At 38.6% G+C, this 12,092-nt stretch carries 13 protein-coding genes; 1 reads left to right on the forward strand and 12 read right to left on the reverse strand.

Annotation, left to right across the window (positions count from 1 at the left end; genetic code table 11):
* Nucleotides 1-32: 32 nt before the first annotated feature.
* The 3 genes from WAA20_RS16235 to WAA20_RS16245 form a co-directional block, all read right to left on the reverse strand.
* Nucleotides 33-1,643, reverse strand: coding sequence for a hypothetical protein (locus WAA20_RS16235; RefSeq protein ID WP_338801537.1), 1,611 nt, complete (start codon nucleotides 1,641-1,643; stop codon nucleotides 33-35).
* Nucleotides 1,644-1,809: 166 nt separating this feature from the next.
* Nucleotides 1,810-2,322, reverse strand: coding sequence for a nitroreductase family protein (locus WAA20_RS16240; RefSeq protein WP_073390487.1), 513 nt, complete (start codon nucleotides 2,320-2,322; stop codon nucleotides 1,810-1,812).
* A 78-nt stretch (nucleotides 2,323-2,400) separates the two neighbouring features.
* The gene (locus WAA20_RS16245; RefSeq protein ID WP_073390485.1) at nucleotides 2,401-3,075 is read right to left on the reverse strand and encodes a TIGR00266 family protein; all 675 of its coding nucleotides are present in this window, start codon (nucleotides 3,073-3,075) and stop codon (nucleotides 2,401-2,403) included.
* Nucleotides 3,076-3,258: 183 nt separating this feature from the next.
* Here WAA20_RS16245 and WAA20_RS16250 point away from each other — a divergent pair, with 183 nt between their 5' ends.
* The gene (locus tag WAA20_RS16250; protein WP_073390483.1) at nucleotides 3,259-4,053 is read left to right on the forward strand and encodes a hypothetical protein; all 795 of its coding nucleotides are present in this window, start codon (nucleotides 3,259-3,261) and stop codon (nucleotides 4,051-4,053) included.
* A gap of 154 nt (nucleotides 4,054-4,207) precedes the next feature.
* Here the strand turns inward: WAA20_RS16250 and WAA20_RS16255 are convergent, their stop codons facing one another.
* The 9 genes from WAA20_RS16255 to WAA20_RS16295 form a co-directional block, all read right to left on the reverse strand.
* Nucleotides 4,208-5,749, reverse strand: a complete 1,542-nt coding sequence (locus WAA20_RS16255; RefSeq protein ID WP_073390482.1) for a hypothetical protein — start codon at nucleotides 5,747-5,749, stop codon at nucleotides 4,208-4,210.
* Between the two features lie 144 nt (nucleotides 5,750-5,893).
* Nucleotides 5,894-7,186: a helix-turn-helix domain-containing protein gene (locus WAA20_RS16260; protein ID WP_073390480.1), complete on the reverse strand. Its 1,293-nt coding sequence runs from the start codon at nucleotides 7,184-7,186 to the stop codon at nucleotides 5,894-5,896.
* A gap of 262 nt (nucleotides 7,187-7,448) precedes the next feature.
* Entirely contained in the window at nucleotides 7,449-7,673 is a 225-nt protein-coding gene (locus WAA20_RS16265) for a hypothetical protein (protein ID WP_139263876.1), read from the reverse strand.
* A 119-nt stretch (nucleotides 7,674-7,792) separates the two neighbouring features.
* Nucleotides 7,793-8,557, reverse strand: a complete 765-nt coding sequence (locus WAA20_RS16270) for a nucleoside phosphorylase (RefSeq protein ID WP_073390477.1) — start codon at nucleotides 8,555-8,557, stop codon at nucleotides 7,793-7,795.
* A gap of 3 nt (nucleotides 8,558-8,560) precedes the next feature.
* On the reverse strand, nucleotides 8,561-9,118 hold the full coding sequence (locus WAA20_RS16275; RefSeq protein ID WP_073390476.1) for a GNAT family N-acetyltransferase: 558 nt from the start codon (nucleotides 9,116-9,118) through the stop codon (nucleotides 8,561-8,563).
* Nucleotides 9,119-9,131: 13 nt separating this feature from the next.
* Nucleotides 9,132-9,656 carry a GNAT family N-acetyltransferase gene (locus WAA20_RS16280; RefSeq protein ID WP_073390474.1) on the reverse strand — a complete coding sequence of 175 codons (525 nt, stop codon included), beginning with the start codon at nucleotides 9,654-9,656 and terminating at the stop codon, nucleotides 9,132-9,134.
* A gap of 422 nt (nucleotides 9,657-10,078) precedes the next feature.
* Nucleotides 10,079-10,570 carry an antitoxin gene (locus WAA20_RS16285; RefSeq protein WP_073390473.1) on the reverse strand — a complete coding sequence of 164 codons (492 nt, stop codon included), beginning with the start codon at nucleotides 10,568-10,570 and terminating at the stop codon, nucleotides 10,079-10,081.
* Nucleotides 10,571-10,594: 24 nt separating this feature from the next.
* A complete protein-coding gene (locus tag WAA20_RS16290) occupies nucleotides 10,595-10,897 on the reverse strand; it encodes a DUF3990 domain-containing protein (protein WP_139263875.1) in 303 nt (100 codons plus the stop codon).
* Nucleotides 10,898-10,900: 3 nt separating this feature from the next.
* A complete protein-coding gene (locus WAA20_RS16295) occupies nucleotides 10,901-11,947 on the reverse strand; it encodes an ATP-binding protein (protein WP_073390470.1) in 1,047 nt (348 codons plus the stop codon).
* Nucleotides 11,948-12,092: the final 145 nt, after the last annotated feature.

Raw genomic sequence — 12,092 nt, forward strand, 5'->3', positions numbered from 1 at the left:
AAGTACAGTCAATCTCCCTGATTATTAAGTTGTTAAGCTATTTTAATTCCACTGTTTAATATTTTAAGTTTATTAGCCTTAATCCAAGTGATTAAAGCTTTTTCTCTGTTGTATTGTTCCTCAAATTTTGTATTGCATTTATTTTTATCTATATCACGCGTCATATGATCATAGCAGTATAGTAAGAACGATGAATACCAATCTCTCTGTACTTCAGTACCATCATGTAGTTTAAACAATCTGTCGGACAGCTTCTTTTTTATATAAACATCTGCTGTATGGTCATACTGCGAAGCCCTGTAGTTATTCGGGACTTCTATATATGTGCCACCTGTGGCTTTGAATTTCTTCTCTACATTTGACTGAAAACCTCCGGGGCATCTGTTTTTTATGGATTTACCGAACCGCTTTTTCTTGTTAAATCTACCCTTGTCGTTCTTAGTTGTTTCCATAGCTCGCTTCATGAGCTTACTTGCATTTTTAGGCTCAGTAACAAATACATCTCCAAGACTCCGCAGGTGATTTACATCCTCGTTTATTGCAAGCTTTCTGTTTACAGCATTGATACGACATAATTCAGAATGTCTGGCTCTCAGTTTCTTATAATGATTTGAGTATTTCCAAGTCTTATGACCTTTCTTTACAGTATCATCATCATTGTAATTTTGTGGATTGGTTGCTCTTCTTGACCTGTCCATAGCACGATAGAGCAGACGTTCTTTCCGTTCGGAAGTCTGTATACTATTGCCACGCTCCGAAAGGTTCTTCAATCCTGCTTCTGTATCAGAAGTGTAGGCAATGGTCTGCGTGCCAATATCCGCACCTATCATACCTTTGCCGTATTTATGACGGGGATTGCCATATTTATCGTATTTCGGTTTCGCCTTACCTTCAATAGCTAAGTGTAAATATACTCGGTATTTACCCCTTATCATTTTGGAAACGAGCGTGGCATAGCAAGGTCTGTATGTATCTACACAATAGGAATCTTCAATGAGTGTATTAACAGCTTTTTTATCCATAATCTCAGGTTCAGCAAGATAAGCTAAAACAGCATTTACTTCGTCTGCTTGAAACCTGTCATCTGCCTGTATCCCGAAAGTTGTCTTTCCAAGTTTGAACTGCAATCTATTATCTTTTACGGATATAGGAATACCACGGTTTATTTGTTTTGCTCGGATACAAGGAAGTTCTCCATATTTTGAAAAATGTATGGTCCTGCCATTACCATACAGACATTTTTCCATACCACGCCAAACATCTTCAGCTTTGGTTAGAGCAAAGACAGCATCGACACCATACTTTTTGCCTATTGGAATCATAGATTTTCTACAGTAATCCCATGTGACATTATAGGATTTCTGCATTTCATTAAGCTGATTAGCAAGAATTTTGCGTTTAGCTTTATCTCCTGTATTACCATATAGGGATAATAGTTTGCGATACCTCTTTGTTCGAAAAAGCTGATCATAATTCTTTCTCATAAGACCAACAAGTTCATTGCCTGCCTTGCGGATTTTATCAGAAAGGATCACAATCTTAAGCACATCAGAATAAGGCATATCAGTCTCAGCGACTAAAATATGCCTATCAGAAAGTTTATGGTATTGCTTTAGAGCCTTCTTGTATTCTTCACCAGTCATTTTCTTTTAACTCCTTAAGGCATAATATACTTTAATGTACCCTAAGTGTAAAGGCTTCATCCCACAGGCAAGCCTGTGGGTTTTCGCCTATGTTAAGCTAAAATTTACTTTATAACAGGCTGAAGCGTTCAGCCTGTTATATTGCTCTTTCTGTTATTTATGGCAATCAAATATAACTAACTGTCTCTGACAAAGGTTTCCTGCTGCCGTGGTTAGGGAGAGGACCTGCATCTTCTGCTGCATAGCCAAGATCTAAAAGCATAAGGATTTCTTCATTTTCAGGAAGGCCGAGATCCTTTGCCAGCTTGTCAGGATCGAAGAAGTTAAGCCAGCAGCTGTCAACTCCCTCATTGTATGCTGCGAGCATAAGGTGTGTAGCAACTATAGATGCATCTTCGATTCCGGAATCTCTTTTTTCTCCCGGATATGTAAATACATTGTTCTTATCAAAAGCAACTACAAGCACGGTAGGCGCTCCGTATCTGCAAGGAGTTGCATTGTCGATCTTAGCAAGATTTTCTTCTGACTCAACTACATATATATGCTGCTCCTGGAGGTTCTTAGCTGTAGGAGCGACTCTTCCTGCTTCAAGGATTGCTTCAAGTGTCTTTTTATCTACCTTTTTAGGTCCATACTTTTTGCATGAATAACGATTTTCTACTACTTCTCTAAATTCCATGGTTAACTCCTTAGTTCATAAATTGAATCCACAGCAATGTGACAATTCGCCACCTCGCTGTGGATCATATTCTACTTATTATTTACTTGGATGAGGCATGTACTGATACAGGTTCATCGCAAGTGAATTGATTGGCATTGTCTGGAGCCATACCTTACCGGGGCCGGTTACTACTGTGTTGAACAAGCCTTCGCCACCAAGGAAAACATTCGCAAGACCTTTAACTGTCTCGATCTCCATGGTGCAGGTTGCTTCCATAGCTGCAACATATCCGCTATCTATAACCAGCTGCTGTCCGGGAGCAAGTGTTCTTTCCTGAACTGCACCGTCGATCTCAAGGAACGCGAAGCCTGCGCCTGTATATTTCTGCATAAGGAATCCTTCACCACCAAAGAATCCTGCACCGACTTTGTGCTGAAGGAAGATATCCATATTTACATTCTCTGTAGATGCAAGGAATGATGTCTTCTGGGCAATGATTGGAGATTTGCTTATATCAAAAGCAAGAATGTCGCCAGGGCTGTGCTTAGCAAGTGTAAGTTCACCGGGCTGCTCAGCAATATAGTGGTTAAGAGCAATAGACTCACCTACAAGAGCCTTTTTGAAGATACCACCAATACCACCTGTCTTGGTTTCCATTCTGATACCACGAGTCATCCATGCCATAGCACCGCTCTGACATTTGATAGCTTCACCGGCATTCATGGAAAGTGTTAGAACTGTAAATGGCTGACTTAATATCTGATATTGCATTCAAATACCTCCATAAGAAAAAAAACAATTGCGACAATAGTATTATACTGTTTGTATACCCCATTTACCATAAAAACGTTAAAAACTTTTATAAATATCTTCCACTGTGACTGTTTTTACTGAATTGATGACTTGTATATGTTATTCCGTTAACCTATAATTAACGTACGGAGGTAAGTGATCATGAAAAATCGAGTAATTTTCAAGTCCCTGATTCTTGCAACATGTTTAAGTGCAATGCTTATAGCTCATGGTTGTGGCGATACTGCCAGTGATGCTGCTGATAAGACTGATGCCACTAATACTGATGCAGAAGAAACTTCTGATACTGATAGCAATACTGATAATACCGAAGATACTTCAAAAGATAGTAACGACATATCTACTACCGAAGCAAGCGAAGAGCCTGCTGAAGAGCCCGCTGATGATGAAGTCGATGCAGGCGCTATCTACCAACAGTATTTGGATGATGCACTTGAATATGATGGAGAGCTGTTCTCAGCTAAATACAGTTTTGTAAAAGAAGACTTCGATATGATTCCTTCCGCCTATTACTACGACGTTGATGAAGACGGCGAGAACGAACTTCTTATCTCTACATTCTATTATGGATTTGATATATATGATGTAAGAGACGGAGAACTTGTCCTTCTTGATCACGGAGATGGAACTTCTGATACATGCAGCGTCTTTTATGGTGAAGATCATACCTATGTTTCTCATAGCGACTTCCTTCATGAAGGAAGACAGATTCTTGTTCTTATACGATATGATGAGAATGGTGATGTGGTTGAAATGATCTCGCTTTCAGCTACATATGAGGATTCTGAAAGCGGTACTTATGATGAAGGCAGTCAGTTCTCCTATAATGAAAATGCTATAACCATGTTGGAATATGAAGAATATCTGTCACTGTATCAGGCTGTTCCTGTTGAAGACATGGAAGAAGCAGAGATTGATGAGTCCCTGTTCGATTGAAATGTTATGTTTGAGGATTGTAAGATTTTCGTAGAACCATAGTCATGCAAAATCAAAAAACACTTTTGGCATCTACATCATTCTATGTTTTTAGTATCTATTGAAAAGATTATTGTAATGAACCCGCAACTGCCATCGCAGCTGCGGGTTATTTTTACATCTGTGCGTATTCTTCTTTGGTAAAGAACTGTGTGGATTTCAGGTATTTAGGGATATCCTTGGATTCTCCGTTGATCCTGATATCTGCATGCTTATTTGCAATTTCAAGAACGTATTCGTTCTGGTCAGTAGGAAGCTTACCTACGATGGTAACTCTTATCTTGAGATACTTATCAAGATTTGGGATGTCAAAGAGGGAGAGGAATCTCTTACATCTTCCCTTGAAGGAAATCTCAGGATCAAGGTTATCAAGGTTGGTATTGTTGAACTCAAATACTACATTGAGCCAGCCATCTTCCATGTAAAGTGCTGTATCGCAGAATTCCTCGACGTACTCTCTGTTCTGGCTTGCTCTTGAGATTCTGGAGAACTCTTCAAGTTCATCTACAAAAGTAAGGAATGAGTTTTCATCAACATTTTGAATCTGATAACTGTCACTTGTATGATTAGATATAGATGACAAAATATCATGAAGTGATATAGTTCTTGCATCTGGGATTGGAATAAGTGTATCCGGCTCGCAATAATCGATATCCTGAAAAGCCTCCAGATTTTTCATCAAAAGGAATGCACTCATAATGCCATGCTGATATGCTTCAAAATCATTGTAATATGAAACCTTCTGTTTAAATGGTGAATGGAAATAAGCAGATACTTCAAAGCATCCTTCCAGCAAATCTTTTTCTTCCTTCGTCAGTGACTCTAAATTGTCAATTACTGTGCCGATTTCGTTTTGTTTATATGAAGACTCAACAAATACTTTTTTTATCACATCCTGTGTTTCTTCTGACAGGTCATCTTTTTGAGACAGGTTTATAATACTTTGTCTTGAAATAAAGTCAATAAACTGGTTCACAAACTCCTGCTGAATATTCTCATATTCGAAACTGAAATTATCAAAGTTATGAATAGCAAAATAGGGAAGAACCTTATTCATAGCCTTATTGATCTTTTCAATTTTCTTAAGCGGATATCCAAGGTCGTGAGTAAGAGCTGCGATACATCTTACAGATTCTGCTAAGCACTGTGATTCATCAGATAGCTTTAAAATCGTCTTAAGCTTCCTGGCATCATTTTTTTCAACAATAGGAAGGCTGTCTGTAAGCTTCTCCATAAGCTTTAAGCCTTGCTCAGTTTCACGATTCAAGCGGTAAAGCTCAGAGAACTCCGGATTTCTGTAAAGGTACTCCCCAAGTAAATATACCCACAGGCAGTGCAGAGTATGATCTCTGTAAAAAGAATCAGATGCAAAGATAAGTTCCTCGAACTCAACATAGGAATCGAAATACTTGAAGATCTTATCATATCCTCTTTTGTTAGGAGACAGATAGCTCATGGCAGCTTCAAAAAGTTTCTTCCAAAGTCCTACTGCTATCTGGATCTTGTTGTTCATCTTGGATTCATCGATCAGCTTCTCCAGAGCCTTCTTGATATCTTCCTTAAGCTCTGTTTTCCCCTTTAAAAAGATGATCTCATCCTTCTCCATGCAATCAAGATAAAACCGCATCACGGTCTTCTCATCAATAAAATGTTCCACCTAATTGCTCCTCCGTTCGTATAAATATTATTACTACTGTATCTGATTTTTGAGTAATGAGCAATATAGTATTTATCAATGTAAGGCTTATTTTATCTGCGTTTTATCTTATAAGTATTTTTTCCTATCAGTGTTATTCATATCTTATATACTAATTTTATTAATGTTTTTGATAATCCACTTTGTCATTTTGACATTAACATCAAAGATATCCTTATATTTTTCCTTGTCCGCAAACCAGGCCGTAGAAATGAACTGATTTGACAGGATGATATATGGAACAGCCTCTTTTTCTTCATCTGACAGATGCACTACTGTATCGTATCCATAAAGGATTTCTTTCATGATAGATATCCACTTGGTGAGCTTCTCTTCATTACCATCTTCAAATGACTCTGATAAAATTGCGGTTGCAGCATAACATGGATCATAGATCCTTACGTTTCTTTCGCTCAAGTCAAAATCGATGAAGCCCCACTTATCGCTTGATACAATGATGTTGCCGGGATTAGGGTCTCTGTGAATGATCTGTCTTGGAAGCTTTGGATACAGCTCTTCTACCTTCTTTAGATATTTATCAGCAAAGTCTTCGTCAATTGGTAGAATCTCTTTTAACTTTGGAAGGGCGTAGTCGCGGGCTGCGGCAAGGGTATCAGCTTCGTCTACTACCACATCGATTTTTGCAAGTGCAAGGTCAAGCTGACCTATGATCTCACCTATGAAGCGGGCCTTGTCCTCATATTCATCAAGGTAGACCTTGCTTGCGTGTACGCTTTCTCCTTTAACTTTTTTAGTAAGGTAAAAATATAGTTCTCCGTTTTCTACGTATTCTTTTCCATCCAGAGTCGGAATAGCTAAAGCCGCTTCTAATCCTACACTATCGAGAGCTTTGGATATCTCTATAGCTTTTTTAACATTACCAAGGTTATTGGTATATTTGATTATGTGATCTTCGCCAACGTATTTGGCGCAGTCGCTGATTTCGCCTCTTTCTCCATAGACTACATCTGAAATCTTCTCGTCCTGAAGTCCCCAGAGTGGCAGTAATTCTGCAATCTTCTTATGACTTACCATAATGTGTTCCTCCTGAAAAATATTGATCTTGTAAGGCTTTTTGACCTTGAATTTCCGGAGGTATTCTGCTGGTGTATATCCAAGTTCTCGTACAAATGATTTATAGAAGCCTGCGTAGGTATCAAATCCGTATGCGAAGGAGGCATCTGTTTTCTTAGCCCCGGATCCAATTTCATATATGGCACCAAGAAGCCGCCTTCTGAGTATATACTGCATAACAGGCATCCCGACAGCACTTTGGAATACTCTATAAAAATGGAACAGGGAATATCCCGCCATGTCTGACAGCTCAGCTGCAGTGACCTGCGCTTTCAGATTTTCTTCTATATAATCAAGTGTTTTTTGAATGCTGTCTTTATACACTTCGCACCTCCTTTCTTCTGGTATTTCGTAGCTACAAGTAAATCTTATATTGCGTCAGGAGGAAAAAGATTTCCTGCATTGCTGTTTTTAATACGTTCTTTTTCATAATATCTTAACCTCACCTTTGAAAATGTGTTTTGTTCTTACAAGAAAGATATTACTAGATGAATGGTCGCAAAAGTATCACACAAAGAAAATCCCGCAGCTATGCGGCTGCGGGGGTGGTGATATGGGGGCTTCAGACTGTATTATCTTTATCATGCTAAGTTCTTTTTTTCCTTCTATCTTCATGTGTCTGGTAGAAGGCTCTCTTATCTGCATACATGGCGTTGTCTGCCCTGTTAAATTCGAGCATACGTTCATCGATCTGCGTTCTCATGGTCTTGGCTGCTTCTGCAGTAAAGACGTATCCGAAAACTATATTGAAGATAACAAGGCCTATGCAGATCATTATCGTATATTTTGTTGCGTGGTTTAATTTCTTCATATTCCAAGCCCAAAATACTTATGATCAGATTAATGTTTACTAATCTATTATACTACTACCACCACGAAAATATACGAAATATCGACAATGTTCTTTTTATGAAAACCATCATTGCTTTATTAGAAGTTTCTTAGAATATCAAGTCCCAAGAGCAGTGCCTTTTCATGAGAATCTTTTCCGAAGTCTCTGGCGTCGTATTCGTGAACGTTGGAAAGAGAATCGGCGGTAAAAAGGAACTGACCAAAGCTTGCACCTCTTTTCCTGCAGCAGGCTGCAAGAGCTGCGCATTCCATTTCAACTACCTGGCAACCTTCCTCCAGGCGGTAACTAACCATGTCTTTGGTCTCTCTAAAGAACCCGTCTGTAGTCCAGGTGGTACAGGGGGTGAATGGGAGGTTGTGCCTTTTGAAGGTATCTTCTATTGCTGCGATAGGTTCCTTATCCAGTTCAATATATCTTGATGCAGGCAGGTAATGGTAAGATGTACCTTCATCTCTCAAAGCCCTTGTTGGCACAAGGAATGCATTCTCAGGAAGGTCTGCAAGTACGCCGCAGGAGCCTACTGCGATTACTTTCCTGCAGCCACAGGATACCAGGGTATCCATAAGTGATGTTGCTGCCGGTGCTCCTATAGTGGACTGCACAAGGCAGATATCCTCCTGGTCCTCATGGAGTATGTAGATGTTGACGTTGTGAGATACTGTTATAAATTCTCTTGCTACATTAGCATTATGCGCCTTGGCATATTCATCTACTACGTCTCCAAGGAAGGTAAAAAGGCACTTCTCAGGGAGTTTTGTATCCTCAAAGTCATGGTCAGGTGCTATGACTTCAAGCGATGTGTCGTCGTATTCTAAAACCGGGATTTCATTTTTGGTTATCATATATTATTCCTCATCAAAAATATTCGCCATGATTATCTCATCTATGTAAGTTCCATCTTTAAGCTTGAAAGCTCTTGGATTTACGCCATATTCCTTAAAGCCGTATTTCTTGTAGAGGTGCCTTGCTCTGTCGTTGTCTGCAAATACGCCAAGTTCTACCTGCTCAAAGCCGTTCTCTCTGGCCTGTTCAAGGGCTGTCTTCATCATGAAGCTTCCAAGACCCATGCCGGTATACGTCTGGCGGATGGACATTCCAAGGTATCCGCGGTGGAGATATTTTACATGTGGTCTTACAAGGGTAACTCCAAGATCACCTACTACCTTGCCATCAACATAGGCTGTTACCATGAAGTCTCTGTCACTTTCCGAAACACCTTTCAGGATTTCGGTAATTCTTTCCAGATTCATCTGACCATCTTCAGGTTCTCTTGCCATGAAATGGGTCTCGGAAGAAGTCAACTCTCTGTGAGTTTTGATCTGCATGGCATCTTCAGGGCCTGCACTTTTTATAATGGCTATTTCACCATTGGGGAGTTGGTATTGCTGTTCTTTGATTCTCATGTTTTTTCCTCTTTTATAATGTGATCCAGTATCTCTGCAGAATTTCGCCGTCTTCATCTGTGACCTCATTTTCAAGGACTCCACCGTTATTCATTATGGACTTGGCAGAGCCTATATTGGTCTTATGGCAACTTATAAGGACCTTTTCTATTCCAAGCTTCCTGCATTCTTCAAGCGCCATGCCGATCATCTTAGTAGCGTAACCTTTACGTCTTTCTGAAGGTCTTATGCCATCGCCTATATGTCCGCCTTCTCTAAGAAGGTGATCGTTCAGATAATGGCGGATGTTGACAGCCCCAAGAAGTCTGTTCCTGTCTTCATCAAGAAGGAAAAAAGTTGAGTCTGGCACAAGGCCGTCTCTTGCTTCCTTAAGTTCCAGATTCTCAAGATAGTAATCAAAATCGTGATAATCATTTTTAAAGATCGCATAAGGTGAACGATCAGTATTATTTTTGACCTGGTCTTCTTTCCATTCATCGATCATCTCACCAAGCTGGTGTTCGTATTCTTTTGTTAGTTTGATCAGCTTAAGACTCATTTTTCTTTTCTCCTATTCTGTATTAGTATTTCTTTGGGCTATAAAAAAATCCTCATCAAACTTTACTGGTCTGATGAGGAATGAATTCATAGGTATATCTTTTGAATTGCTTTTGATTAAATAATATACTGCGATTCTCTTATCCTCATCAGTTCAACACTTTTAAACCCCTGATTATTATTCACGGATTTGGTAGTGAGCATTGAATTGACGAGTCTAAGCATTTTCATTTGTTAACCTCTTGGTTCAATATTGATGAAGCTTTCGATACCAATTGGTGGAGTTAATATAAGGATAACTCATCACCTCACATTGTAGGTATAATTGGTAATCGTTTGATTGAATTTCAGAAAAATATTAGTTGTAAGTATAACTGTCAGATTATTTTATGTCAATAATATATTTTCATATCCAGATATCATTTAGCGAAGTTTCTTTTCTCTAATCCTCTTAAATATCTGAAATTGCCTTTTTTCTTCATCAACACTATCGTTTGCAAGTCCCTTTGCTTCGAGTATTCTATCTATAGCCTGCGACGGATCCATCGTATGATAAGGAAGGAATAATCCTCGCAATTCTTTTGGTTTAACAATCTTATATACCTGTACAGACGTCTTATCATAAGTGTAAGCAAAATATCTATATAGGTATCCAATCCAGTATAGCTCATTCGGCGTATACTTAACTGAGCCATAATTAGACTTACCATACTCTTCGTCTATTAAACTTAGAATATCTGCTGCCTGAATATTGCTCTGTAACACTGCCATGTTATCCAGTTGCTTTGCCACTTCACTATTCATAAATCTTCGGATGAATATCTCTGAACTATTATCCTGTGCAGTGACAGACAGTTCAAATACTTTGCCTTGCATATCGCAGAGAAGAAGACCATCTTTGTCTATTTTTCTCATATAGGTTGTCACTCCTTTTGTACATTACTTTAAAATGTCGTCGATATATTTTCCTTTTCCTCTGTATTGCCTTCTTGCAAGTTTTACCTTATCGTCACCTAGTTTACTTTCTTCTGTTCTTATACCTTTATAATAATCTCTTTCACTGGATGATATATATGCTCTCTCAAGTATTTTCAACTTTCGTGCAGCTCGCTTACTTGTAAATACATACTGATTTCCTAAATTAGTAGCAAGACAATGCTTACATTGTTCGTCTGTTATTTCCCCTGATATAAAAGCGTTGATTATTTGAAACATCCTGTTATCAATTACTTTTATTACCAATTATCAGAACTGTTTACTTTCAACATACTCTTTAAATCTCGGCAGTTTTAAAATGATTTTCCCACGGACCTGGCCATCAATTACGCCTTTCTCAATAAGACGCCTTCTTGGTTCGCTCCAATCGCTGTGTTTTTTCTTGGTAATCTCAAGAAGTTCCGAAGCATCCATACTGTCCTTCTGGACGATAAAACTCAAGTACCACTTATCCTTGGGAGGTAACTCACTCCAAATCTTATCATATACCTTCTGAGCAAGCGCATCATCAGCCTTGGCCAGTACCATTGGCGTTATCTCTTTGCTCTTTGAATCCCACATATACTTTCCAAATGCCTGATAGGCAAATGCATATCCCTTAGTCATAACAGCCAGCTTATATGCCACATCATCAGAAAGACCCATTGTAAGCTTGTAATCTTCCTTAATAACTCCTATGTTAAGAGGAGTCATTTCGTACTTGGTAGCTCTTAAAAAGAATGTCAGTCCATCAGTATTCTCGATGTCTTCTATATCTTCATAAAGGCCAGCAACAAGAAGATAAATCGGAAGGTCTTTTCTTATAAGAATCTGATACTCCTGTATAAAATCAACTAGCGAATCAGTTTTTCTAACTTCATCTATAGCAACAAGAACACGCTTCTTTTTCTTTTTGATCTCATTAAGTAGCTCTACTAAAACAAGATCCAGACTTGCTGCAGGACTCTTTTTCTTGAGATCAAGTCCAATTCCAAAGGCTGAAAGATTAAGGTTAGCATCAATATAGGATGTGATAAAAGGCACCTCTGTATAGAGATAAGCCACAAGGTCATTAGTAAACTCTGCACCAGGCTTAAGGTCTACTATGATCCAATCCTTAGACTGCGATAGTTCCTTCTCTATTGCTGTCAGTGTAACAGTCTTGCCTGTTCCTCTTATCCCGGTTATCTTAAATGCCTGCTCTTCAGAAATATCACTGTTGAATGCGCTGGTAATCTCGTCAATTATAATATCTCTGCTAATGTACTGTGTCGGTATTCTTCCAAAGCTGATGGCGTATGGGTTTCTCTCAGTCATACAGACCTCCGTTTTATCACTAAATATAAAATAATATAATATCTTATTTTATACTATAATATCATATAATTTAATATAAAGCCATATAATTCACTATAATATGCTATAATCACCCAATGTAAACTATAAAAGCATATAAATGTGA

This window comes from Butyrivibrio fibrisolvens (genome assembly GCF_037113525.1).
Classification (GTDB): Bacteria; Bacillota; Clostridia; order Lachnospirales; family Lachnospiraceae; genus Butyrivibrio; species Butyrivibrio fibrisolvens.

What these genes read in the sequence shown, in the direction of transcription:
- WAA20_RS16235 (WP_338801537.1), bottom strand. Translation starts at nt 1,643, where the DNA reads ATGACTGGTGAAGAATACAAGAAGGCTCTAAAGCAATACCATAAACTT.
- WAA20_RS16240 (WP_073390487.1), bottom strand. Translation starts at nt 2,322, where the DNA reads ATGGAATTTAGAGAAGTAGTAGAAAATCGTTATTCATGCAAAAAGTAT.
- WAA20_RS16245 (WP_073390485.1), bottom strand. Translation starts at nt 3,075, where the DNA reads ATGCAATATCAGATATTAAGTCAGCCATTTACAGTTCTAACACTTTCC.
- WAA20_RS16250 (WP_073390483.1), top strand. Translation starts at nt 3,259, where the DNA reads ATGAAAAATCGAGTAATTTTCAAGTCCCTGATTCTTGCAACATGTTTA.
- WAA20_RS16265 (WP_139263876.1), bottom strand. Translation starts at nt 7,673, where the DNA reads ATGAAGAAATTAAACCACGCAACAAAATATACGATAATGATCTGCATA.
- WAA20_RS16270 (WP_073390477.1), bottom strand. Translation starts at nt 8,557, where the DNA reads ATGATAACCAAAAATGAAATCCCGGTTTTAGAATACGACGACACATCG.
- WAA20_RS16275 (WP_073390476.1), bottom strand. Translation starts at nt 9,118, where the DNA reads ATGAGAATCAAAGAACAGCAATACCAACTCCCCAATGGTGAAATAGCC.
- WAA20_RS16280 (WP_073390474.1), bottom strand. Translation starts at nt 9,656, where the DNA reads ATGAGTCTTAAGCTGATCAAACTAACAAAAGAATACGAACACCAGCTT.
- WAA20_RS16285 (WP_073390473.1), bottom strand. Translation starts at nt 10,570, where the DNA reads ATGAGAAAAATAGACAAAGATGGTCTTCTTCTCTGCGATATGCAAGGC.
- WAA20_RS16295 (WP_073390470.1), bottom strand. Translation starts at nt 11,947, where the DNA reads ATGACTGAGAGAAACCCATACGCCATCAGCTTTGGAAGAATACCGACA.